The sequence below is a fragment of the Lysobacter sp. M2-1 genome, assembly GCF_022662495.1.
In the GTDB taxonomy this organism is placed as follows: domain Bacteria; phylum Pseudomonadota; class Gammaproteobacteria; order Xanthomonadales; family Xanthomonadaceae; genus JAKPBU01.
The window spans coordinates 30,105-53,252 of the sequence record NZ_JAKPBU010000003.1; the positions used below are offsets into that span (position 1 = coordinate 30,105).

The 23,148-nt window shown below is 68.6% G+C and carries 18 protein-coding genes; 9 read left to right on the forward strand and 9 right to left on the reverse strand.

The window, feature by feature from the left end; all coding sequences use genetic code 11:
• The first annotated feature begins 73 nt into the window (after window positions 1-73).
• Window positions 74-685 carry a GIY-YIG nuclease family protein gene (locus MC375_RS09935; protein WP_242103219.1) on the forward strand — a complete coding sequence of 204 codons (612 nt, stop codon included), beginning with the start codon at window positions 74-76 and terminating at the stop codon, window positions 683-685.
• A 56-nt stretch (window positions 686-741) separates the two neighbouring features.
• Here the strand turns inward: MC375_RS09935 and MC375_RS09940 are convergent, their stop codons facing one another.
• Together MC375_RS09940 and MC375_RS09945 are read right to left on the reverse strand one after the other, a co-directional pair.
• The gene (locus MC375_RS09940) at window positions 742-2,025 is read right to left on the reverse strand and encodes a HAMP domain-containing sensor histidine kinase (protein ID WP_242103220.1); all 1,284 of its coding nucleotides are present in this window, start codon (window positions 2,023-2,025) and stop codon (window positions 742-744) included.
• Window positions 2,018-2,737: a response regulator transcription factor gene (locus MC375_RS09945; protein ID WP_242103222.1), complete on the reverse strand. Its 720-nt coding sequence runs from the start codon at window positions 2,735-2,737 to the stop codon at window positions 2,018-2,020. Before MC375_RS09945 ends, MC375_RS09940 begins: the two co-directional genes overlap by 8 nt.
• A gap of 256 nt (window positions 2,738-2,993) precedes the next feature.
• On the opposite strand from MC375_RS09945, the gene MC375_RS09950 reads away from it, so the two are divergent.
• From MC375_RS09950 to MC375_RS09960, 3 genes are all read left to right on the forward strand, one after another.
• Entirely contained in the window at window positions 2,994-3,728 is a 735-nt protein-coding gene (locus tag MC375_RS09950; protein ID WP_242103223.1) for a phosphatase PAP2 family protein, read from the forward strand.
• Window positions 3,725-5,410, forward strand: a complete 1,686-nt coding sequence (locus MC375_RS09955) for a phosphoethanolamine--lipid A transferase (protein ID WP_242103224.1) — start codon at window positions 3,725-3,727, stop codon at window positions 5,408-5,410. Before MC375_RS09950 ends, MC375_RS09955 begins: the two co-directional genes overlap by 4 nt.
• Window positions 5,411-5,648: 238 nt before the next feature.
• Entirely contained in the window at window positions 5,649-7,349 is a 1,701-nt protein-coding gene (locus MC375_RS09960; RefSeq protein WP_242103225.1) for a hypothetical protein, read from the forward strand.
• A 17-nt stretch (window positions 7,350-7,366) separates the two neighbouring features.
• Here the strand turns inward: MC375_RS09960 and MC375_RS09965 are convergent, their stop codons facing one another.
• From MC375_RS09965 to MC375_RS09980, 4 genes are all read right to left on the reverse strand, one after another.
• Window positions 7,367-9,481, reverse strand: coding sequence for a catalase (locus MC375_RS09965; protein WP_242103227.1), 2,115 nt, complete (start codon window positions 9,479-9,481; stop codon window positions 7,367-7,369).
• Window positions 9,482-9,612: 131 nt separating this feature from the next.
• Window positions 9,613-9,978 carry a hypothetical protein gene (locus MC375_RS09970; RefSeq protein WP_242103228.1) on the reverse strand — a complete coding sequence of 122 codons (366 nt, stop codon included), beginning with the start codon at window positions 9,976-9,978 and terminating at the stop codon, window positions 9,613-9,615.
• Window positions 9,979-10,004: 26 nt separating this feature from the next.
• A complete protein-coding gene (locus tag MC375_RS09975; RefSeq protein ID WP_242103230.1) occupies window positions 10,005-10,775 on the reverse strand; it encodes a LytTR family DNA-binding domain-containing protein in 771 nt (256 codons plus the stop codon).
• Window positions 10,768-12,027 (reverse strand): histidine kinase, encoded by a 1,260-nt coding sequence (locus MC375_RS09980; RefSeq protein ID WP_242103231.1) that lies wholly within the window; start codon window positions 12,025-12,027, stop codon window positions 10,768-10,770. Before MC375_RS09980 ends, MC375_RS09975 begins: the two co-directional genes overlap by 8 nt.
• A gap of 344 nt (window positions 12,028-12,371) precedes the next feature.
• Between MC375_RS09980 and lexA the strand changes: the two genes are divergently transcribed.
• Genes lexA through MC375_RS10005 form a run of 5 tightly spaced genes read left to right on the forward strand, consistent with a single transcriptional unit; the run spans window position 12,372 to window position 19,132 of the window.
• The gene (gene lexA / locus MC375_RS09985) at window positions 12,372-13,016 is read left to right on the forward strand and encodes a transcriptional repressor LexA (protein ID WP_242103232.1); all 645 of its coding nucleotides are present in this window, start codon (window positions 12,372-12,374) and stop codon (window positions 13,014-13,016) included.
• Complete coding sequence (gene imuA, locus MC375_RS09990) at window positions 13,016-13,675, forward strand: translesion DNA synthesis-associated protein ImuA (protein WP_242103233.1); 660 nt, start codon at window positions 13,016-13,018, stop codon at window positions 13,673-13,675. Before lexA ends, imuA begins: the two co-directional genes overlap by 1 nt.
• 9 nt (window positions 13,676-13,684) lie before the next feature.
• Window positions 13,685-15,103 carry a DNA polymerase Y family protein gene (locus MC375_RS09995; RefSeq protein ID WP_242103234.1) on the forward strand — a complete coding sequence of 473 codons (1,419 nt, stop codon included), beginning with the start codon at window positions 13,685-13,687 and terminating at the stop codon, window positions 15,101-15,103.
• A 10-nt stretch (window positions 15,104-15,113) separates the two neighbouring features.
• Window positions 15,114-18,446 carry an error-prone DNA polymerase gene (locus tag MC375_RS10000; RefSeq protein WP_242103235.1) on the forward strand — a complete coding sequence of 1,111 codons (3,333 nt, stop codon included), beginning with the start codon at window positions 15,114-15,116 and terminating at the stop codon, window positions 18,444-18,446.
• 32 nt (window positions 18,447-18,478) lie between these two features.
• On the forward strand, window positions 18,479-19,132 hold the full coding sequence (locus tag MC375_RS10005; RefSeq protein WP_242103236.1) for an alpha-ketoglutarate-dependent dioxygenase AlkB: 654 nt from the start codon (window positions 18,479-18,481) through the stop codon (window positions 19,130-19,132).
• A gap of 100 nt (window positions 19,133-19,232) precedes the next feature.
• Here the strand turns inward: MC375_RS10005 and MC375_RS10010 are convergent, their stop codons facing one another.
• From MC375_RS10010 to MC375_RS10020, 3 genes are all read right to left on the reverse strand, one after another.
• Window positions 19,233-20,078, reverse strand: a complete 846-nt coding sequence (locus tag MC375_RS10010) for an AraC family transcriptional regulator (RefSeq protein ID WP_242103237.1) — start codon at window positions 20,076-20,078, stop codon at window positions 19,233-19,235.
• A gap of 153 nt (window positions 20,079-20,231) precedes the next feature.
• A complete protein-coding gene (locus MC375_RS10015) occupies window positions 20,232-21,725 on the reverse strand; it encodes an alpha-amylase family glycosyl hydrolase (RefSeq protein ID WP_242103239.1) in 1,494 nt (497 codons plus the stop codon).
• A 158-nt stretch (window positions 21,726-21,883) separates the two neighbouring features.
• Entirely contained in the window at window positions 21,884-22,735 is an 852-nt protein-coding gene (locus MC375_RS10020; RefSeq protein WP_242103241.1) for a phytanoyl-CoA dioxygenase family protein, read from the reverse strand.
• Between the last annotated feature and the right edge of the window lie 413 nt (window positions 22,736-23,148).

The following is a 23,148-nucleotide window of genomic DNA, read 5'->3' on the forward strand; positions in this document are numbered from 1 at the left end:
AGCGGCGATCACGTTAGTTATTCCGTGCCCACCTGGCCCAGACTATGTTGTCGATGCTGACGAAGGCAGGTCCATGACCCGGCGAGAGTCGACCGTGAAGGAGGCGTTCGAAACGCAGATGCCGTCGCTCGACGGACGCTGCTTCGCCTACGTCTTCCCCTGCGTCTGGGAGGATCACTGCAAGATCGGCTATTCATACGATCCGCTCTCGCGCATCGCGTCGCTGCATCCGCGCTGGTTCGAATTCTTCGACCTGGAGCGCGCGGTGCTGGTGGAAGCCGAAACCGAGCGCGATGCACGCGACCTGGAGCTGGAACTACGCCGGCCGCTGTCCGCGCACCGCGCGCCGGCACCGCTCGCGGTGCGCGTCGCAGCAGGCGGACAGACCGAGTGGCTACGCGGCGCCGCTGCCGCGCTGGAGGCGGCCGTGGATGCGCTGTCGCGGCGCGGGCACCGCGTGCATGCGCCCGCCCGCGACTGGCTGCGCGCCGCGTTGCTGGAACGCAGCGAGCGGCTGTACGAATGGACATCGGCCAGGCTGTGCAGCGACGAGCTCGAAGGCCTGACCGCGACGACCCCTGGCGGACGCGTCGTCCGCGACAGTCTGGATGCCCGCGCCGCGCTGGACATCGATCTCGAAACGCGGTTGCCACCGGCCGTGCTGCATTGGTATCGGCAAGGTTGAATGGATTGGTTGGGCCGTCTCCCGGACCGGCACCCAGCAGGCGAGCGGCGAAGGGTTCAGGCACCGCGCCGGAATTGCAGCGTGGTGGTCGTGCCCTGTCCCTGGTGCGAGGTCAGCGTCAGCGTCCATCCCAGGTGTTCGCATAGCCTCGAGATCAGGTCCAGGCCGATGCCGCCACCGCCGCGTCCGCCGCCGCGCGCCATCTGCGCGTAGATGGCGCTGATTTCCTCCGGACTCATGCCGTGGCCCGGATCCTGGATCACCAGCGTGGCATCGGCCTGCAGACGGATGCGGATCTCGCCGCGATCGCTGTTCTCGATCGCGTTGCGCAGCAGATTGCCGATGGCGGCCTGCACGATCGGCAGCGGCGCGACGATCTCGCAGAGGGGCAGGGGCTCGACCACGATCGCAAGGTCCTTGCCTGCGGTCAGGTACCGATGGTCCTCGACGATCTCCGGCACCAGCTGGTCCAGCGCCACCAGCTCGCTGTTGCCTTCCAGTCGCGCAGGATCCTTGGCCAGCGCCAGCAGGAGCGAGATCAGGTGCTCCACATCGCGTGCGGTGCGATGGATGCGCGCGAGCTGGTTGCGCGCAGTTGCGCTGAGCGACGGCTGCTCCAGCACCAGCTCGCTGGCGCCCGCGATCACCGCGATCGGCGTGCGCAGTTCGTGGCTCGCGGTATCGATGAAAGCGCGTTCGCGTTCCACGAAGCGCTCATTGCGTTCCAGGTAGCCGTTGAGCGAGTTGGCGATGACTTCCAGCTCCCTCGTCGCCGAATCCGGAACCGCGAGTCGCTGTCCGGTCCGGTCCGGCTGCAGCGCGCCGATGTCGTGGGCCAGGGTGCTGAGCGGCCGCACCAGCCGGTTCAATCCCCAGGCAATCGCCAGGCCCAGCAGCACGATCAGCGTCACCGCCGACCCGGCCACGGTCAGAGCCAGGTCCTCCTCGCGTTTCTCGAACGCGGTGATGTCCAGCACCAGGAACAGACGCCGGCCGTCGACATCGCGCACCAGCACCACCCGCTCGCGGCCTTCCACCGGAATGTCGTCGTGCAGGCCCGGTTCGAGCGGCCGCAGCTCGCGCGGGAGCGCGCCTGTGTCGCCGTCGCCGTAGAGCGCCATGCTGCGCGAGTTCGCCCACTGGTAACCAGGATCTTCGCGCCGGCGCTCCTGCAGATGATCGAGCTCGCTCTCGAGCAGGCTCTGCCAGACCAGCCGTTCGGCCTGTTCGTTGACCACCATGCCATGGATGAACACGGCGGCCGTCAGCAGCACCGCGTAGCCGAACAGGCCAAACAGGATGCGCTGGCGCAGACTGGTTCTGGCGACCGGCCTAGCCATTGTCCGGATCACTGGCGGGCTCATGGGTGTCTGCGGGTTCCGGCGTCGCCGCCAGGCGATACCCGACCCGCGGTAGGGTATGGATCAGCTTGACCGCATGCGCGCCATCGACGCTGCGGCGCAATTCGTAGATGTGGGAGCGGAGCATGTTGCCGTCCGGCGGGCTGTCGCCCCACAGCGCATGCTCCAGGCGCTCGCGGGTCACCGCCGCGGGGCTGGCCCGCATCAGCACTTCCAGCAGCTTGCGGCAGGCCGGATAAAGGTGCAGCTCGCGTCCGCCGCGGCTGGCGCCCAGCGTCGCCAGATCCAGCTTCAGGTCGGCGACCTGCAGGACCCGGCTGTGGCCGCGGCCGGCGGCGCGTGCCACCAGCGCTTCCAGACGCACCTCCAGCTCGGGCAGGTCGAAGGGCTTGGTCAGGTAATCGTCGGCGCCGGCCCGGAACCCGGCGATCTTGTCGGGCAGTTCGTCGCGTGCCGTGAGCATCAGCACCGGTACTCCCGAGCCGCTCTCGCGCAGGCGCCGCAGGACTTCGCGACCGTCGAGCCTGGGCAGCATCCAGTCGAGGACCACCGCGTCGTATTCGTGGTTCATCGCCAGGTGCAGCCCGGTCGGGCCATCGGGCGCGGAATCGAGGGTATAGCCCCTGGCCTCGAAGTACTCGAACAGGTTGCTCACCAGGTTGCGGTTGTCCTCGACGACGAGCAGGCGCATGCGCTGCGGTTCTCCCATCGCGGCATTGTCCGCCGTTGTTGTCGGAAGTTTGTCAGATCGGGCCATCGATCGCCCGCGCCGCGAATCGGCGCTTAACCGGAAGGCAACACCGCTCCGACCGCCTTCCGACAGCGGGCTACCGAGCATGTGCGCACCTTGACGCTGCGGTTCTGTCCGATTGTCCACGCCACCTGCTGCTTCGCGCCGCTTGAGCGGCCCTGTATCCATCCCCGGTGCCGGTCGATCCGAAGCGTGGGTGTCCGCGTTCGCGGGCCGACGCTTCGTGCTCGCGCATTTCTGGCTGCCGCTTTCGGTATTCGCCGTGCTGACGCTGCTGCTGATGCCCGGGCAGGGCGATCTGTGGATCGCGGACCGGCTGTATGCCCTGCAGGGAAATCGTTGGGCGTTCAGGCACGCATTCCTCACCGACACCATCATCCACGCGGCCGGACGCGATCTGAGCATGACGGCGTGGCTGGTGGTGGTCGCGGCATGGCTGGTCGCGCGCACGCGCGCCGGCTTGCAGCACTGGCGGGGGCCGTTGGCCTACCTGGCCGTCAGCACCCTGCTGGCAACGGCCGTGGTCGCCTGGATCAAGTCCTGGTCGAACATGGATTGTCCCTGGGACCTGCTGCGTTACGGCGGGGAGCGCCCCTATGTCGGCCTGCTGGGCCTGCGGCCGGTCGGGCTGTCGCGCGGCGCCTGTTTCCCTGCGGGGCATGCCAGTGCCGGATACGCATGGCTGAGCCTGTACTTCTTCTTCCGCGCGACCCGTCCCCGGCTGCGCTGGATCGGCCTGCTTGCCGGGGCGACGGCGGGATTGGTCTTCGGCGCCTCGCAGCAGCTGCGCGGTGCGCATTTCCTGTCGCATGACGTGTGGACGGCGACGCTGTGCTGGATGGTCGCCTTTGCGCTGTCGTTGCTGCCGTGGACACGGCAAGCTCCAGCACGACCCGCGTCAGACTTGCCTGCTGCGGTTGTTTCCGGATGAGCGTCGCGATCAAGCCGCGATTCGACCTGGTCGACCGGGTTGCGGGCATCCTCGGGTTCAGGCCGGAAATGGACCAGGAGCGCGTGGCATTCGGCGCCAGCGTGTACTTCTCCTTGTTCTGCAATCTGCCCTTCTGGAGCGCGGCTCCGGTGCAGGCGGCGCTGCACGGCCCCGGTGGCATGGCGCTGGCAGCGAGCCTGTTCGTCGCGATGACCGCGCTGTGCATGCTGCTGCTGTGCCTGCTTTCGACCCGCTGGACGGCCAAGCCGCTGCTGGCGGGGATGTTCGCCATCACCGCTGCCAGCGTGTACTTCACCAGCCGGTATTCGGTGTACGTCGACGCCGAGATGGTGCGCAACGTGCTGCACACGGATGCCAAGGAGGCGCGCGAGCTGGTCGCTCCTTCGCTGATCGGATACCTGGCGCTGCTGGCCGGTCCGCCGATGCTGTTCCTGTGGCGACTACGGCTGAGGCGCCGGCCGCTGCGGCAGGCCGTCGCGGTCCGCATGCTTTACCTCTCGGGCTCGGTACTGACGGCGGCGCTGGCGATCGTGCTGTCGTTCCAGAACCTGTCGTCGCTGATGCGCAACCACCACGATCTTCGTTACCTGATCGCACCTGGCAACTGGGTGGTGTCGCTGGCGACCGTGGCGCTGGAAGCCCTGCCGGACGGCGGGCAAGGGCGCATCCCGGTCGGCACCGACGCGCGGGTCGTGGGCCGGGCGCCAGCGACGAAGCCGAGATTGCTGGTGATCGTAGTCGGCGAGACCGTGCGGGCGCACAATTGGGGGCTCAACGGCTACATGCGGCAGACCACGCCGCGACTGCGGCAGATCGACCCGATCAACTTCAGCGACGTCAGCGCCTGTGGTACCAGCACGGAAGTGTCCGTGCCCTGCATGTTCTCGCCCTACGGGCATGCGCAGTACGACAAACGCCTGGTCGAACGCTCCGAGTCGCTGCTGCACGTGCTGGCGCATGCCGGCATCGCCACGCTATGGCGCGATAACCAGACCGGATGCAAGGGCGTATGCACGGGCCTGCCCTACGAGTCGTTCGAACATGGACACGACCCGGTCGACTGCGACCTGGATGGGTGCCAGGATCAGGCGATGCTGCGCGATCTCGCCCAGGCGGCTGGATCCAGCGGGGACACCGTGCTGGTGCTGCACCAGCTGGGCAACCACGGGCCGAGCTACTACAAGCGCTACAAGCAGTCGCTGCGCGTGTTCACGCCCGCCTGCGAATCGCCCGATCTCGCACTGTGCAGCCGATCGGAGATCGTCAATGCGTACGACAATGCGACGCTCAATACCGACGACTTCCTGGCCCGTGCGATCGCGTCGCTCGCGGCGATGCATGCGCGCGACACCGCACTGATCTACCTGTCCGACCATGGCGAATCGCTGGGAGAGAACGGCCTGTACCTGCACGGCATCCCCTATGCGATCGCGCCCGCGACCCAGACCCAGGTGCCGATGGTGATGTGGTTCTCGCCGGATATGGCGCGGGACCGGGGTATCGACCTGGCATGCCTGCGCCGGCGTGCCACGCAGCCTGCCAGTCACGACAACCTGTTCCATTCGGTGCTCGGTCTGATGCAGGTCCGCACCAGGGCCTACGACCGCCGCCGCGACCTGTTCGCGGGTTGCGATCGCGCCGGGCCTGTCGCGGCCGGCTGAGCACGACCTCACGGAAGTCAGCCACGTCCACACGGAGGGGTGCGCGCCGCCCTCCCGCCCGGGACAATGGCCTTTCCCCAGTCTCGCCGGCGTTCAAACGTCAGTGATGGGTGGCCGGACCTGTTCCCGGCCCATGCGCGGGCAGGGGATCGCCGGTCGTCGCATCCGCCGCCACTTCCCCTCACGGCGGCGGCCATCACTGGTCTTGAACCCGAAGCTCCTTCCCCCGGAGGCCGCCATGCATCCCGTCCATCGCCTGCTGTTCCTTTCCTGCACCGCCGCGCTGCTGGCGCTGTCCGGCTGCCGCGGGGCTGGCCCCGTGGCCAGCACCGAACCGGCCGTCTCCCCGCCGGAAATGGCCATGATCGGGGCCCATCTGCTCGAAGGCCTTGGCGACTACCGCTTCCCGGTCACCAGCAAGCACCCGGAAGTGCAGCGCTGGTTCGACCAGGGGCTGATGCTGACCTTCGGCTTCAACCACGACGCGGCCGAACGTTCCTTCCTCAAGGCTACCGAACTCGATCCCGACTGCGCGATGTGCTGGTGGGGCGCGGCCCTGGTGGTCGGCCCGCACGTGAATGCCGGCATGGACCCGAGCGATAATGCCGATGCCTGGAGCCGCCTGCAGCGCGCACAGGCGCTGGCGCCGCAGGCCAGCGAACGCGAGCGCGCCTTCATCCAGGCGCTGGGCGCGCGCTATGCGCAGAACCCGCCGACCGATCGCCGTCCGCTCGACGAGGCCTATGCCGCGGCCACGCGCGCATTGGTGCGGCAGCGCCCCGACGACCTCGACGCCGCCGTGCTGCATGCCGAAGCGATGATGGACCTGCAGCCCTGGAACTATTACGACGAGAAGCAGCAGCCGAAGGGTAATACCGCGGAGATCGTGTCGACCCTGGAATCGGTGATGTCGCGCAATCCCGACCACGCCGGCGCATTGCACCTGTACGTGCACGCGGTGGAGGCGTCGGCCAATCCCGAACGCGGCGCGGCTGCGGCCGACCGCCTGCGCGAGCTGATTCCTGGTTCCGGACACCTGGTGCACATGCCGGCGCACATCTATTCGCGGGTGGGTCGCTGGCACGACGCGGTGATCGCCAACCAGCGCGCCATCGAAGCCGACGATGCCTACCTGGCGCTATGCCGCGGCAATACCCAGGGCGTGTACCCGCTCGGCTACGTGCCGCACAACCACCATTTCCTGTGGTTCGCCGCGAGCATGGAAGGCAGCAGCAAGCTGGCGCAGGCGGCGGCCCGCACCACCGCCGAACGCACCGACCTGCAGGACCTGATGCGCCAGGAGGGCTTCGCCGGCCTGCAGCACTACTGGCTGACGCCGTGGTTCGAGCGGGTCCGCTTCGGGCGCTGGGACGAGATCGCCAAGGCGCCCAATCCGGCGCCCGATCTGCCCTACGTCACCGCGATCTGGCATTACGCCCAAGGCATGGCGGCGGTGCGGCAGCAGCGGCTGGACGATGCGCAGCAGCACCTCGATGCGCTGCGCCCGCTCTCCGTCGATCCGGTGATGGAAAAACTCACCGTCTGGGATCGCTACCCGCTGGCGCATGCCACCCGCATCGCAGAACGTACGGTGACCGCCGAGATCGCCGCGGCACGCGGCGACCACGCCGCGGCGATTGCGGCGCTGGGCGAGGCGGTCAAGATCGAGGACGGGATTCCCTACGACGAACCACCGGGCTGGCATGCGCCGGTCCGGCAGACGCTGGGCGCGGTGCTGCTGCAGGCGGGGCGTGCGGGCGAAGCCGAACGCGTCTATCGCGAGGAGCTGCATCGCAATCCCGGCAACGGCTGGTCGCTGTTCGGGCTGGCGCAGAGCCTGCAGGCGCAGGGTAAGGTGGCAGATGCGGACGCGACACGCGGCCAGTTCGCCGCCGCGTGGCGCAATGCCGACATCCGCCTGACCGCGTCCAGGATGTAGCGACGCAGGCCGCGGATTCAGGCCAGGGTGCGCACCTTCTTCTCGCGCGCCCATTGCCGGGTCTTGGCTGCGGCGACGAAGGCTTTCGGGTCGCCCGCGTCGATCACGCCCGCGTCCTTCACGACGCCGCCGGCCTTGAGCACCGCCTGCGCGCCGGCGTCGGCGGCGATCGCCTTGAGGTGGCCGAAGGCATCGCGCACGAAGTCGACAGCGGCGGCTTCCTTCGCAAGCTTGCGCCCGGCCTCGTCGGACAGCACCAGCGCGACTGCGTCGAACAACATCGACGGGGTTCCGGCCAGCTGACCGTCGGCCGGCTGCTTCCTGCGGTCGCTCAGCACCGCGCCGCCGACCTTGGGTGCGATGATCTTGACCTTGGCTCCCGCCTTTTCCACCGCGGCGCGCAGCGCCTTGAGCGTGGCGGCGTCGGAGCCATCGTCCACCAGGATGCCGACGCAGCGGCCTTCCAGCGTGTCCTTCATCCGGTCGATGATGCGCAGCGCGGGCGAGAGCTTCATGTCCTGCGGCGCGACCTTGGCCGGCGGCGCCGGCGGCAGCGCATCCAGCGCCAGGCCGTCCGCCACGCGTTGCGCCAGGTCCTCGTCGATATGGCGCAGATGTCCGACCATGCGTTCGCGCACGTAGACGGTTTCCACCTTCGACAGCTCGAACACCAGCGCCGAGGCGATATGCGCCTGCTCGATCGCGCTCTGGCTACGGTAGAACAGCCGCGCCTGGCTGTAGTGGTCGGCAAAACTTTCCGCGCGCACGCGGCCCTTGACGCCGTCGTCGGGGGTGGCGTGGCTGCGGAATCCGTCGGGCGTCGCGCGCGGGGTGTCGGCCTGCAGCGAGCTGGGCTCGTAGTTCACCCGCCCCTTCGGCACCAGCATCTGCATATGGCCGTCGCGCTGCAGGTTGGCGAACGGGCACTTGGGCGCGTTGATCGGGATCTGGTGGAAGTTGGGCCCGCCCAGGCGGATGAGCTGCGTGTCCAGGTACGAGAACAGCCGCCCCTGCAGCAGTGGATCGTTGCTGAAGTCGATGCCTGGCACGATGTTCGCGGGGCAGAACGCGACCTGTTCGGTCTCGGCGAAGAAGTTGTCCGGCCAGCGGTCCAGCACCATGCGCCCGATGATGGTCAGCGGCACCATTTCCTCGGGGATCAGCTTGGTCGGATCGAGATGGTCGAACGGGAACTTGGCTGCGTCGGCTTCGCTGAACAGCTGTACGCCGAACTCCCATTCCGGGAAATTGCCCGACTGGATCGATTCGAACAGGTCGCGGCGATGGAAGTCGTTGTCGGCGGCCTGCAGTTTCAGCGACTCGTCCCAGACGGTGGACTGGATGCCGAGTTTCGGCCGCCAGTGGAATTTGCAGAACGTGCTGTTGCCGCGCTCGTCGAGCAGGCGGAAGCTGTGCACGCCGAAGCCCTCGATGGTGCGCAGGTAGCGCGGGATGGTGCGGTCGCTCATCGCCCACATGATCATGTGCATCGATTCGGGCGTGAGCGAGATGAAATCCCAGAACGTATCGTGCGCGCTGGCAGCCTGGGGAAAGGCGCGATCGGGTTCCATCTTCACCGAGTGCACCACGTCCGGGAACTTCATCGCGTCCTGGATGAAGAACACCGGGATGTTGTTGCCGACCAGGTCCCAGTTGCCTTCCTGGGTGTAGAACTTCACCGCGAAGCCGCGCACGTCGCGCGGGGTGTCGACCGAACCGGCCCCGCCGGCGACGGTGGAGAAGCGGGTGAAGACCGGCGTGCGCACCCCGACCTCGGTAAGCAGCTTCGCGCGCGTGTACTTGGCCAGCGACCTGGTCAGTTCGAAATAGCCGTGCGCCGCGCTGCCGCGGGCGTGCACGATGCGCTCGGGGATGCGCTCGTGGTCGAAGTGGGTGATCTTCTCGCGCAGGACGAAGTCTTCCAGCAAGGTCGGTCCGCGCTCGCCTGCGCGCAGCGAGTTCTGGTTGTCGCTGACCGGGATGCCCAGGTTGGTGGTCAGCACCGGATGGGTGCCGCCGGCGAACTGTTGCAGCTCGTCGCCACGACCCCGCGCGTCGTCCGCTGCGCCGCCGCGCCTGCGCGCCGCGGTCTTGCTCTGAGGGGGCTTTTTCGCGGACTTCTTCGTGGCCATGGCGCGGCTCCTGTGCAAGGGTTGCGCCCATGCTGCGCTCGCGTCCGTGACCGTCGCGTGTCGCTTGCGGTATCGCTTCGGTCGATCCGGTCGAAGCGCTGAATGATGCCCCGCAGCGACGATCGCTTCGCTCAACCCTTCTGCAGCGTGCAGTCGGGCCGCATCTGTCCGGGCCGATGGCTCACGCACAGCTTGAAGTCGGACAGGCCGCTCAGCACGCGGGTCGAATCGACCGCCATGCTGAACTGGTCCAGCGCCTGGCCGCTGCAGCGCGTGCTGCCGGAAGAGGAAGTGCAGCCGGCCGGAAACAGTGTGTAGTGGCAGCGCCGGGTGGCGCTGTGCAGGCATTCGAACCGGGCGATGCCGCCGTCGATCCGCACCCGGCTGTCGATGATCCATTCGCCATCGGATTTGCTGCGCACGACGATGGTGGTACCGCCGGTATCGCAGCCGGCCAGGGCGGCGACAAGTGGCAAGGCAAGGATGAGGATACGCACGGCGACCTCCGCAGGGGAACGAAAAATCACATATGCCGGAACAGAGCCATGAACGGCTGGCTGACCGCGAGCGTTTCCGGTCGCCCCCTGAGCCGCACGATGCCGCGACCGCCGTCGTCGCGCACGATCGAGGCGATGGCCTTGAGGTTGACGATGGTGGAACGGTGGATCTGCCGGAAGTGCGCGCCGTCGAGCGCTGCCAGCAGGTCCTTGATCGGCGTGCGCAGCAGCGCTTCGCCTTCGGCGGTGACCACGGTGGTGTACTTGTCCGCGGCGCGAAAGTAGATGACGTCGTCGATGCCGATGAGCCGGGTCTCGCGACCGGCGCTGGCGGTGATCCAGGTCAGCGGTTCGCGCGCGGCATCGCGCGGTAGCGCGGCCCCGAGCTTGCGCAGCAGCTCGGCCAGCGCGCCGGCATCGTGCATCGGCGCTCCGGCGCGCGACTGCAGGCGTTGCACGGTGGCGGCCAGGCGCTCGGCGGCGATCGGCTTGAGCAGATAGTCGACCGCACCGCGCTCGAATGCATCGATGGCGTACTGGTCGTAGGCGGTGGTGAATACGATGCGGGTGTCCGGGCTGGCTTCGGTCGCGGCGGCGGCCACTTCCAGTCCGGTCAGGCCGGGCATGCGGATGTCGAGGAAGGCCACGTCCGGCGTGTGTTCGGCGATCGCTTCCAGCGCACTGGCGCCGTCCTCGCACTCGGCCACGATCTGCAGCTCCGGCCAGGCCTGCGCCAGCGCGTCGCGCAGCGCCGCACGCAGCAGGGCTTCGTCTTCGGCGATGACGGCGCTAGCCATGCCGCGCCTCCCGCACCGTTTCGCTGGCCGCGGGCACCGAAATCGTCGCCGCCACTCCGGCTGGGAAGTTGGCCACCACCGCCAGGGACGCCGCGCCGTCATACAGCAGTTGCAGACGTTCGCGCACGTTCTTCAGGCCGATGCCGGTGCCGCCGGTCTTGGCGCTGAAGCCGTCACCGTCGTCGGCTACGGTGATCGAAACGATGTCGTCGCTGCGACGCGCGCGGATCCAGACCGTGCCGCCGGCGGTCTTCGGTTCCAGGCCATGCTTGATCGCATTCTCCACCAGCGTCTGCAGCATCATCGGCGGCAGCGGCGTGTGGCGCAGCGCGTCGGGCACGTCGACCTGCAGGGTGAGACGCGGGCCCATGCGGATCTTCAGGATCTCCAGGTACGCAAGCGCGCGTTCGAGTTCCTCGCCCAGCGTGGACTGCGCGTCATCTGTGCGCGGCAGCGAATGGCGCAGATACTGGATGAGATGGCCGAGCATGGATTCCGCGCGCTCGGGATCGCTGCGGGTGAGCAGCTTCGCGCTGGCCAGGGTGTTGTAGAGGAAGTGCGGCTCGACCTGCGCATGCAGCAGGCTCAACTTGGCCACCGTGAGCTCCTTCTCCGTCGCGGTCTGCGCAGCGGCGGCCTGTTCGCCGCGACGGCGCTCGGCGATGCGGCGGGTGATGGCGCGGGTGATCGCCTCGGCGTTCTCGTAGTTGGTGCCGTCGTCGACCCGGAACAGATCGCTCCAGGCCGGGCTTTCGGGTTCGCAGATGACGGTGACGCTGCCGCTGTCGCCGGCCGGCGCGACCGTGGCCAGCACCTGGTTGCGCGGAATGCCGAACCACACCAGCGGATTCCACCGGCCCAGCGGATATTCGCCGTAGGTCTGCGGACGGCGCACCTTGGCCTTCACCTGCAGGCTGTCGCGCGCGCTTTCGATCTGTTCCACGCCGGGCAGTTCGCGGATCGCTGCATCCACCAGGTCGAAGGCTTCGCCGGCCTCGAATGGGATCTCGACCTGGCGCCGCTGGCGGTTGGCCAGCGTGGTGCGGTCGATGCGGTCGGCGATCAGCCGCACCCGGCCGATGTGCGAGAGCGCGCCGGTGATCACCAACCCCATCGTGACGAAGCCGAACAGTACGGCCGGCAGTTCCCAGTTGCCGATCCAGGGCAGGCCCGACCACAGCAGTGCCGCGAGCAGGACGACGCCGGCCCAGGCGGCGACCAGGCGGAGCACGAACCAGAAGCTGCGGATCACGGCGGTTCCCTGAGGCTGGATGCGGCGAAGCATAGGGCCGCCAGGATGGCGCCGGGCCGGCCCTGCGACGAAAGCCGGCGGCGGCGCGACGGAACCGCCCGTAGGCGGAGCAGCCGTTTCAGCCAGCGTAGCCGGCCGCCGCTTCGTGCACCGCCGGCAGGACCGGGCCCTGGATCCGCGCGCGGCCACGCAGCGAATTCGGCTTCGGACAGGATGCCTTCGGAGGGCAAACTTTCCGGTAAGCGGCTGATCCATAACCGGTCTTGATCGGTGAGACGGGTCGGGCGCGGAATCGGCCCGGAAATGTCTTGCCTTTGCCTGGAAAGGTAAATAGATTTTTACCCATGAGCGACGACCTCACCGACCGCCAGCGCGCGGTTTTCGACTTCATCCAGGCCCATGCCGCGGCCGAGGGCCTGCCGCCGACCCTGCAGCAGATCGCTGATGCCTTCGGCTTCGCCCAGGCCTGCGCCGCGCACAAGCACGTGAAGCGGCTCGAGCAGGCCGGCTACCTGAGCGTGCGGCCGAACCAGGCGCATGGCATCCGGCTGACCGGGTTTCAGCACGACGCACCGCGGCATCGCGGACGGATGCCACGGTACGACGACCGCATGCAGCTTCCGGTCCTGGGCCAGGTGGCCGCCGGCGCGCCGATCGGCGCGGACATCGGCAGCGACCGCCATGTGCTGCTGGACCGTGCGCTGTTTTCGGTCACGCCCGATTACCTGTTGAAGGTGAAGGGCGATTCGATGCGCGACGACGGCATCTTCGACGGCGACCTGGTGGCGGTGAAGCGCACCAATGAAGCGCGCAGCGGCCAGGTGGTGGTGGCGCGGATCGACGGCGAGATCACCATCAAGCGGTTCGAGCAAACGAAGACCCGCATCCGCCTGCTGCCGCGCAATCCCGACTATGCGCCGATCGAGGTGCCGCCAGGTAGCGATTTCGCGATCGAGGGCCTGTACTGCGGGCTGGTCAGGGCGGAGTGATGGGCGTCGTCGCGACCACGCTGGATTCCATGCTGGCTGCTCGCACGCTCTGGCATGCCGGGCGCATGGCCGCAGTCGCTGTGGACGCCGAGCCGACCGGACACGACGCGCTCGATGCGCTGCTGCCGCAATGCGGCTGGCCGCGCGGCGCGCTGACCGAACTGCTGCTGCCTGCCGACGGCGTGGGCGAACTGTCGCTGCTGCTGCCGGCGCTGGCACGGCTGACCCGGGCAGGCGGCACGGTGGCGGTGGTGGCACCGCCGTACCTGCCGTATGCGCCGGCCTGGCAGGCGGCGGGCGTGGATCTGGCGCGGCTGGAGATGGTCGAGGCATCGCCGCGCGATGCGCTGTGGGCATTCGAACAATGCCTGCGCAGCGGCGCCTGCGCGGCGGTGCTGGGGTGGCCGGCGCAGGCCGACGCGCAGGCGCTGAGACGCCTGCAGGTGGCGGCCGACAGCGGCGACTGCCTGGGCTTCGCGCTGCGCGATCGCAGGCATGCGGCCAATCCGTCGCCGGCCGCGTTGCGGCTCGAGGCGCTCGGCGACGGGCATGGCGGCATGGCCTGGCACGTGCGCAAGTGCCGCGGCGCCGCGGTGCCGGCGCGCGCATTCTCCATGGGCGCGCTAGCCACGGGTATGTCCACCGCGGGTGTGGGTTGAGGCGCGCGCATGCTCTGGGCCTGCGTACTGCTGCCGCAACTGGCGCTGGATGCCGTCCTCCGGCGCCGGCCTGATCCCGACGCGCCACTGGCGCTGGTCGGCGGGCCGGCGCAGCTGCGCACGCTACATGCCGTCAATACCGCCGCTGCGGACGCCGGCCTGCGTGCCGGCATGCGCCTGACCGCGGCGCATGCGCTGCTGCCCGAGGTGGCGCTGGTCGAACACGACCGCCAAGCCGATGCGCGCTGGCAGCGTTTCCTCGCGGCGTGGGCGTACCGGCACAGCTCGCTGGTCAGCGCGCAGTGGCCCGGCTGCATCGTGCTGGAAGTACGCGCGAGCTTCCGGCTGCTGGGGCCATGGCCGCGGATCGAGGCGCGGCTGCGCGAGGAACTCGATGCGCTCGGCTTCTGCCATCGCATCGCGCTGGCGCCGACGCCGCGCGCCGCGCAAGTGTTCGCCGGGTTGCGCGACGGGCTGGCCTTGCCGCACCCCGGCGCGATGGCCGACACGCTCGACCGCGTACCGGTGCGCCGCGCGCAGCTGCCCGGCGACAGCGGCGAACGCCTGCAGCGCATGGGCATCCTCGACCTGCGCACGCTGCGCGCGCTGCCGCGCGATGCCGTGCGCCGCCGCTTCGGCCTGCCGCTGCTGGAGCACATGGACCGGCTCTACGGCGAGGCCGACGACCCGCTGGCGTTCTATGCGCCGCCCGACCATTTCGACGCGCGGGTGGAACTGGGCTACGAGGTGGAAAGCCACACCGCGCTGCTGTTCCCGCTGCGGCGGCTGGTCGGCGACCTGTGCACCTATCTGTCGGTGCGCGATGGCGGCATCCAGCGCTTCGTGCTGCGGCTGGAGCACGAGGAAGGCCATGCCGACGTGGAGGTCGGCCTGCTGGCGCCCGAGCGCGAACCGGCGATGCTGTTCGAACTGGCCCGCAGCCGGCTCGAGCGTGTGGCCCTGGCGAAACCCGTGGTCGGCATGCGCCTGCTGGCGCGCGAGCTGCCGCCGTTCGTGCCGGCGTCGCGCGATCTATTCGAGGTGCGCGCGCAGCAGCAGCTGCCGTGGCCGCAGCTGCGCGAGCGCCTGCGCGCACGGCTCGGCGACGATGCGGTCTATCGCATCGCGCCAGCGGGCGACCCGCGCCCCGAACGCGCATGGCGGCGGATCGAGGGCGACGGCGCGCGCATCGACGCAGCACCGCCGCGTCCTCCGCGACCCCTGTGGCTGCTGCCGCGCCCGCTGCCGCTGCGCGGTGCGCGCCTGCGCATCGTGTCCGGGCCGGAGCGCCTGGAAAGCGGTTGGTGGGATGGCGAGGACGCGCGTCGCGACTATTACGTGCTGGAAACAACGCAGGGCCAGCGCGCCTGGGCGTTCGCCCCACCAGGCGAGCAGGGTGGTTGGATGCTGCACGGGTGGTTCGCATGAGTGCGCTGCCATGAGCTGGGACGATGCAGTCGACGGTGTGGATCGCGACACGCCCGGCGGTCGTCCGCCCCGCGCATGGGAGGTCGCGCAGCGCCTCGGTGCGCGCGCCGCCAACGACGACGGTCCATGGGAAGACCATCTGCCGACCTATGCCGAACTGCACTGCCTGTCGGACTTCTCGTTCCTGCGCGGTGCGGCCAGCGCGGAAGAACTGTTCGCGCGCGCGCAGCGGTGCGGTTACCAGGCGCTGGCGATCACCGACGAGTGCTCGCTGGCCGGCATCGTACGGGCGCTCGAGGCCTCCCGAGCGACTGACCTGAAACTAGTCGTCGGCAGCGAGTTCGTCATGGCCTGCGGGTTGAAGTGCGTGCTGCTGGTGGAAACCGGGCCTGGCTACACTCGGCTGTGCGAGTTGATCACCATTGCGCGCCGCGCCCTGCCGAAGAAGGGGACATATCGCCTGGCGCGCGAGGATGTCGAGCGCGTGCTGGGCGGGGTGTCGGAGCAGGACCTGGGGCTGTTCGCATTGTGGATTCCCGCGCGCGAGCCGGATCCGGCGCAGGGACACTGGCTGCAGGCGCTGTTCGGCGAGCGCGCCTTCCTGGCGGCGGAACTGCATCGCGAGCAGGACGATGCCGCGCGCCTCGCGCAGTTGCTGGCGCTGGCGCGCGGATTGCGGATGGAGCCGGTCGCCGCCGGCGACGTGCACATGGACGTACGCCGCCGCCGCGCGCTACAGGACACGATGACCGCGATTCGGCACAACACGCCGTTGGCCGACTGCGGCGAGCACCTGTTCCGAAACGGCGAGCGCCATCTGCGCACGCGGCGCGCGCTCGGCAACATCTACCCGCGCCGATTGCTGGAAGCCGCGGCGCTGCTGGCGCAGCGCTGCACATTCGACCTCAAGCGCGATCTGGACTATCGCTATCCGCTGGAACTTGTCCCCGACGATCACACGACGACCAGCTGGCTTCGGGCGCTGACCGAACGCGGCATGCGCGAGCGCTGGCCGGAAGGCGTACCGGCGGACGTGTCCAGGCAGATCGATGAAGAGCTCGAGCTGATCGCCCATCTCAAGTACGAGGCCTTCTTCCTGACCGTGCAGGACATCGTCCGTTTTGCGAAGGAAAACCAAATCCTGTGCCAGGGGCGCGGCTCATCCGCGAATTCCGCGGTGTGCTTCGCGCTCGGGATCACCGTGGTCAATCCCGCCGAAAGCCGGTTGCTCATGGCGCGATTCCTGTCCAAGGAGCGCAACGAGCCGCCGGACATCGATGTCGACTTCGAGCACGAGCGTCGGGAAGAAGTTCTGCAGTACGTCTACAACAAGTACGGGCGCGAGCGCGCGGCACTGGCCGCTACCGTGATCCGCTACCGCGGCAAGAGTGCGGTGCGCGACGTGGCCAAGGCCTTCGGCTTGCCGCCCGACCAAGTGACGCTGCTGGCCGGCTGCTACGGCTGGGGCAACGGCGCGACATCGATGGAACAACGCCTGGCGGAGGCCGGCTTCGATCCTGCGAATCCACTGATCGCCCGCGTGCTCGCGATTACCGGGCAGCTGCGCGACCACCCGCGCCACCTGTCGCAGCACGTCGGCGGCTTCGTCATTTCCGATGCGCCGCTATCCACCGTGGTTCCGGTGGAGAACGCGGCGATGCCGGACCGCACCATCATCCAGTGGGACAAGGACGACCTGGAAACGATGCAACTGCTCAAGGTTGATTGCCTTGCGCTGGGCATGCTGACCTGCATCCGCAAGGCGGTCGCGCTGGTGGAACGGCATCGCGGCTACCCGATCGACCTTGCACGGCTGCCGCCAGGCGACGAGGCGACCTACGCCATGATCCAGGCCGCCGACACGGTGGGCGTGTTCCAGATCGAATCGCGCGCGCAGATGAGCATGTTGCCGCGCCTGAAGCCCAAGGACTTCTACGACCTCGTCGTGGAAGTGGCGATCGTCCGCCCCGGTCCGATCCAGGGCGGCATGGTGCATCCCTATCTGCGCCGGCGGCAGGGCAAGGATCCGGTGGTGTATCCGTCGGAGGGCATCGAGGCGATCCTGAAGAACACCCTCGGCATCCCGCTGTTCCAGGAGCAGGTGATGGAACTGGTGATCCATGCCGGCTACACGCCGGAGGAAGCCGATGGCCTGCGCCGGTCGATGGCGGCCTGGGGGCGCGGCGGGGACATGACGCCGCATCGCGAGAAGATCCGCGCGTTGATGGAAGACAAGGGCTATTCCTCTGAGTTCATCAACCAGATCTTCGAACAGATCAAGGGGTTCGGTTCCTACGGCTTCCCGCAGAGCCATGCGGCCTCGTTCGCCAAGCTGGTGTACATCAGCTGCTGGCTCAAGCGACACGAACCGGCCGCATTCGCCTGCGCGCTGCTCAACTCGCAGCCGATGGGCTTCTATTCGCCCAGCCAGATCGTGCAGGACGCGCGGCGTGGCAGGGGCGGGCGCGTCGGCATCGATTTCCTGCCGGTGGATGTGATGAACAGCGGCTGGAACCACGCGCTGGCCGACGCGATGCCCTGTGGGAGCGACGTCAGTCGCGAGCTTTGCCTGGAGATCAATAGTTCGCGACTGACCGGAGGCGACAAGTCGTCTCCACTCCTGCAACACACCCCACAGCCGGCCATTCGCCTGGGCCTGCGCGAAGTGCGCGGCCTGGCGGAAGAAGTGGCCAACGCCATCGTCGCCGCGCGCGTGCAGCGGCCGTTCCGCGACATCGCCGACCTGTGCCTGCGCGCGAACCTGGACGAGAAGGCGCGCACTGCGCTGGCCGAAGCCGGCGCGCTGCAGTCGCTCGCCGGCAACCGCAACGTCGCGCGCTGGCAGGTTGCGGGGATCGAGCGGCGCGCGCCGCTGCAGCGGCTGGGCAGTCCTGAAGAGCTCGCGGTCGACCTGCGTGCGCCGCGCCTGGCCGAGGAGATCAAGGCCGATTACCGCTCGCTCGGCCTGACCCTGGCGCCGCATCCGCTGTCGCTGCTGCGCGAGCAGCTGCGGGCGCGGCGCATGCTCGGTTCGCAGGAACTGCACGAACGCCGCCACGGAAGCCAGGTGCAGGCCGCCGGCCTGGTCACCGGCCGCCAGCGGCCCGCGACCGCCAGCGGCACCATCTTCGTTACCCTCGAGGACGAGCACGGCATGGTCAACGTGATCGTCTGGCAGAAACTCGCCGCGCGCCGGCGCAAGGTGCTGCTCGGTGCGCAGCTGCTCGGCGTACGCGGCCGCTGGGAGCGCGTCGATGGCGTCGAACACCTGATCGCCAGCGACCTGCAGGACCTCTCGCCGATGCTGGGCGGGCTGCGCACCGGCTCGCGGGATTTCCACTGATGGCCGCATCGTCGCCGGCAGTCCGGATGGCAATGGCTGCACCGACGCGCCCGGGCCTGCGCGATTTCGTGGCAGGGCCGGATCTGTTCGCTGCGCCCGCATCGCCGCTGGTGCTCATCGACGATGCGCAGGGCGGTTTCCGCTACTGGCCCGGGTTCGTGGATCCGGACACCGCGCAGGCCTGGTTCGAGGCCCTGCGCGATGGCGTGGCCTGGGAATCGCTGCAGCGTCCCATGTACGACCGCGTGGTCGACGTGCCGCGGTTGCTGGCGACATTCCGGATTGCGGAAATTCCCGATCGGCTGCCGCTGCGGACCATGCTCGACCGCGTGCGCGCGCTGGCGCCCGCGCCCTACAACGCCGTGGGCCTGAACCTGTACCGCGACGGCCGCGACAGCGTGGCCATGCACAACGACAAGCTGCATTCGCTCAGCGCCGGTCATCCGATCGCCCTGGTATCGCTGGGCGCGCCGCGACGCATGCTGATCCGGGCGAAGGCCGGCGCGCGCGAAACCGTTGCGGTCGAGTTGGCGCCGGGCAGCCTGCTGCGCATGAGCCATGCCGCGCAGTTCACCCACGAACACGGTATCCCCAAGACCAAGCGCGCCGTCGGGCCACGCATGAGCGTGGTGTTCCGCGTCCGACCGGACGCCGCGTCGCCCTACGGCGGGATGCGCCCGGGCTAGGGCGCGTCATGCGCTTCGATCGTCGTTCCGCGTTGGGCGAGGCGGTTTCAAAAGACTGGTCATCCCGCGATGGACGGGGGTTCCCGATCGCCGCGATGCCTCAGCGCGTGCCGGCGCGCCGGTAGGCGTTCGGCGATATCCCGAACCTGCGCTGGAACAGTTCGCCGAAATGCGAGGGCGTGGAAAAACCGAGCGCGATCGCGATCGAGGCCGCGCTGCGATCGCTTTCCAGCAGCATCTGGCTGGCCAGGTGCAGGCGGTGGGTGCGCACGTATTCGCTCCAGGCCATGCCGAGCTGCAGGTGGAAGCGGCGGCTGAAATACGCCGGCGACAGCGCGCACAGGGCGGCGGCTTCGTCGGCAGACGGCGCGTGCGCAGGGTCGTGGCGCAGGCGTTCCAGTGCCGGGCGCAGTCGCTGCAGCGCATCGGATTGCGCGTCTTCGCGCCGCCCTTCGATGCGGGGCGCGCTGGCGACGGCCTGCAGCAGTAGCGTCGCCAGCGAGGCGGCCAGCGCATCGTTGTCGGCCGCCTCCACGAGCCAGTCGCCCAGCATTGCGATTCGGTCGGTGAGGGCGGCTTCGGGCCGTGCGCAGAACACGCCGCGCAGCGGCTCGCCTGCGGGCGCATCGGCGAGCGCCGCCACCGTGCCGGCGTCGATCTGGACCAGGGTCCAGTCGCGCGGCCCGCCCTCGAGCGCGAAATCGTGCTGGCGCAGCGAGGGCACGAACACTACGCAGCCATCGGTCAGCGCATAGCGCATGCCATCGGCGACCAGCTGGCCGCGGACGCGGCCGAACAGCACCAATTCGGATACGTCGTGGTAGTGCGGGAACGGCGCGCTAGGCGCAGCACTGCCGCCTTCCACAATGCGCCGGACGCGCAGTCGTGCGCCAGGACGCAGTTGCACCGGCTCGCAGATCGGGCGGTCGAGATGAGGCACGGGCATGGCGTCATTGTAGGAGCGTCAAAGTGGGAGCGGCCTCGTGGGAGCGGCCTCGGCCGCGATGGCTCTCGCCGATTCACGTGTCGCGCGAACAGCAATCGCAGCCCAGGCCGCTCCCATAGCGAATGCGATGGCGGCGTGGGGACGCAGGCCGACCTACGGCGTGCCCAGAATGCGCACGGCCATCGGCGGCAGCGACAGCGCCGCAGGATCGACGGGGTTGCCCTTGCCGGTATCGTCCAGCAGATCCACCCACGTAACGCCGGCAGAGGCGTCCTCCAGCACGGGCGTTGCGGGCCTGTCGCCGAGATTGGCGACCAGCAGGCTGCGTCGCCCGCCGCCTTCGCGCAGCACGCACAGCACCTGGCTGTCGTTTTCGCACAGGATCCGCTGGTCTCCGCGGCGCAGTTCCGGACGTGCCTGCCGCAGTGCGAGCAGACGGCGATACCAGTTGAGCAGGGACGCCGGCTCGGCATCCTGTTCCTGCACGGAAACCCCGTCGCCGCTGCGGTTGTAGCGCTGCTGCCACCAGGGCTTGTCGCCGCGGTACCAGGTTGCCGATCCGGGCGCCTCCAGATCGGCTCGCCAGCGCATCGCCTCGCGCAGCGGGATGTGGTTGGCGTCGGTCATGCCGGCCTTGCCGGTGACGCCGCGCATGCCCAATTCCTGGCCGTAGTAGAGTAGCGGTTCGCCGCGTACCAGCAGCATGATCGCCGCTGCGACGCGCGCTTTCGCCGCACCGCCATCGAGCAGCGACATAAGGCGGTCGGTGTCGTGGTTCTCCAGGAACACGATCTGGCTCTTGCCGGCCGGCGTGATTCTTTCGGTCTCTCGCAGCGCCTTGACGATCTCCGCCTTGTCGAGCTTGCCGATGGCGCCGCGCAGCGGGAAGGCGAACACCAGGTCGGCATGGCCGCGCGTCAGCCAGTCCGCGCCATAGCCCCAGTCGTACTGCTCGGCCATGATCCGGAAGTCGGGGCGGCGCTGACGCAGGGCGTCGAAGATCGGCTTCCAGAACGTGTCGAACAGCCGCGTGGCCACGCCCTTGTTGTCGAGGTCGTCCATCATGTGGTCGATGCGGAAGCCATCGGCACCGTCGCGGCCGCTGCCGTCGCCGTGCGGATCGGCCCACTGCAGCAGCACGCGCTGGAAGTAATCGCGTACCTTGGCATCGTTGAGGTTGACCATGGCGATGCCGATGTGGCGGCCGTCGTAGCCCTCCCACCGCGCCTGGTTGAGGAACGGTTCGGCTTCGGTATGCGTCGGGTCGCGCCAGATCAGGAAGTCGGCGAACGGCGCGCCCGGCTTGCCCAGCGATTGAGCCCACCATGGATGCCCTTCGCCGACGTACTGGATCTCCATGTCCAGGTAAACCTTGAGCCCGCATGCATGCGCCGCGCGGAGCAGGGCGCGGTAATCCTGCATCGTGCCGTAGGCGGGCTCGATGCTTTCGAAATCGGTGGCGAAATAATTGTGGTAGTAGGGCGATGGCTGCAGTGGCGTGAGCAGGATCGAGGTGATGCCGAGGTCTTTCAGATAATCGAGTTTCTCCGTCAGTCCTTTCAGGTCGCCGATGCGATCGCCGTCGGAATCGCGGAAGCTGCGGAAGAACACGTGATAGAAGACTTCCTCGCCGGCCTTCGCCCGCATGCGCAACGTGGCACCCGTAGGAGCGGCATCCGTGGGAGCGGCTTCAGCCGCGATTGCCTTCGTTGGCGTTTGCGGCTGGCCCGCAAGAGCATTCGCGGCTGAAGCCGCTCCCACGAGAGCGAGAACGGCGGCCAACGCGGCCAGGCAATGACGGGCGTTCATGCGTGCGTCGCTTCCAGTTCCATGCGCGGTACCGAATCGCCGCGCGACTCATATAGAACCGGGTTCAACGGCGTATCGATGATTTCGCCGATGACGGCACCGGGACACCAGGTGTCCCAGTCCGCCTGTTGCATATGGTTCTCGGGCGCCTTGAGCCGCATGTCGCGGTCCATGTAGATCACCGTCATCACCGAGCGCGGCGTGGTGGAACGATTGGGTCCCGCGCGGTGGAAGGTCCAGCCCAGGTGGAAGCTGACCTCGCCCAGGTCGAACGGCGCTTCGACCACCGGGAAGCCGCGCGTTTCCATCGCCGCGGTGATCTCGCGTTCGCTCTCGTCGGAGATCCCCAGGTCGCGGCCGAATTCCTCGGCCTGGCTGCCGGCGAAGAATGCCAGCGGGCCCATGTCCTGCGGCACCGCCTGCAGCGGCACCCAGGCGGTGACGCAGCGATCGCTGGCCAGCGGCCAGTAGTACTGGTCGGCATGCGCGGGGGTGAAACCGCCGCCGGGTTCCTTGTACAGCGACTGGTCGTGGTACAGACGCACGCCGTCCACCTCTAGCAGCGCGGCCGCGATGCCGGCCAATCGTTTTCCGAACACGAACTCGCGTGCCGGGCCGCCCTGGCGCCAGAGGTTCATCACCTGCAGGAAGGCGCGGTCGTAGGTGCTGCGTTCTTCCAGCGGCCTGGTCTGGGTATTGCGCGCGATCGTGAGTTGGGTGATCTCCCGGCCGTAATGCTGCAGGGTTTGTGCATCGAACACGTCCCTGAGGCGGATGAAGCCGTCGCGGCGGAAGCGTTCGATCTGGGCGTCGTCGAGCGGGTAGGGGGTGTCGAGGTCGATGGGCATCACGATCGGCGACCGTTCCGTAATCCTTGATCGTATGGTCCTTGTGGCCACGCTACATCCGCGGCGCTTGTCCGATCAGGGGCGATAACTGTCGGATTCATGACCACGCCCCGGACAGACCTCGCGCTTGCTGCGCACTACTTGCACCGCTGCTGGGCCCGGGGGACTCGGGAGCGCCCGGCGACAAGGGCGCCCTTCGACTCCGGCGCCATGCGCCTACGCTCAGGGCGAACGGTTTCTTTTCCTGGGGCCAGCTTGAGCTGGAAGGTCCGGGGCTTTCCCAAGTCGCCCGCCGTCCCCGAGCCGTTAGTCCTGAGCGTAGCGCCGCAGGCGCGAAGTCGAAGGGCGGCTTCGATACCCGGCACACGACAAGGCGCGGGCACGCTGGCACCGTAGGGCAGGCCCAGGTCCGC

Coding starts and splice junctions, on each gene's coding strand:
- MC375_RS10010 (WP_242103237.1), bottom strand. CDS start 20,078: ATGCCCGTGCCTCATCTCGACCGCCCGATCTGCGAGCCGGTGCAACTG.
- MC375_RS09955 (WP_242103224.1), top strand. CDS start 3,725: ATGAGCGTCGCGATCAAGCCGCGATTCGACCTGGTCGACCGGGTTGCG.
- MC375_RS09940 (WP_242103220.1), bottom strand. CDS start 2,025: ATGGCTAGGCCGGTCGCCAGAACCAGTCTGCGCCAGCGCATCCTGTTT.
- imuA (WP_242103233.1), top strand. CDS start 13,016: ATGGGCGTCGTCGCGACCACGCTGGATTCCATGCTGGCTGCTCGCACG.
- MC375_RS09975 (WP_242103230.1), bottom strand. CDS start 10,775: ATGGCTAGCGCCGTCATCGCCGAAGACGAAGCCCTGCTGCGTGCGGCG.
- MC375_RS09965 (WP_242103227.1), bottom strand. CDS start 9,481: ATGGCCACGAAGAAGTCCGCGAAAAAGCCCCCTCAGAGCAAGACCGCG.
- MC375_RS09945 (WP_242103222.1), bottom strand. CDS start 2,737: ATGCGCCTGCTCGTCGTCGAGGACAACCGCAACCTGGTGAGCAACCTG.
- MC375_RS10000 (WP_242103235.1), top strand. CDS start 15,114: ATGAGCTGGGACGATGCAGTCGACGGTGTGGATCGCGACACGCCCGGC.
- MC375_RS09960 (WP_242103225.1), top strand. CDS start 5,649: ATGCATCCCGTCCATCGCCTGCTGTTCCTTTCCTGCACCGCCGCGCTG.
- MC375_RS09935 (WP_242103219.1), top strand. CDS start 74: ATGACCCGGCGAGAGTCGACCGTGAAGGAGGCGTTCGAAACGCAGATG.
- lexA (WP_242103232.1), top strand. CDS start 12,372: ATGAGCGACGACCTCACCGACCGCCAGCGCGCGGTTTTCGACTTCATC.
- MC375_RS10015 (WP_242103239.1), bottom strand. CDS start 21,725: ATGCGGGCGAAGGCCGGCGAGGAAGTCTTCTATCACGTGTTCTTCCGC.
- MC375_RS10020 (WP_242103241.1), bottom strand. CDS start 22,735: ATGCCCATCGACCTCGACACCCCCTACCCGCTCGACGACGCCCAGATC.
- MC375_RS09995 (WP_242103234.1), top strand. CDS start 13,685: ATGCTCTGGGCCTGCGTACTGCTGCCGCAACTGGCGCTGGATGCCGTC.
- MC375_RS10005 (WP_242103236.1), top strand. CDS start 18,479: ATGGCTGCACCGACGCGCCCGGGCCTGCGCGATTTCGTGGCAGGGCCG.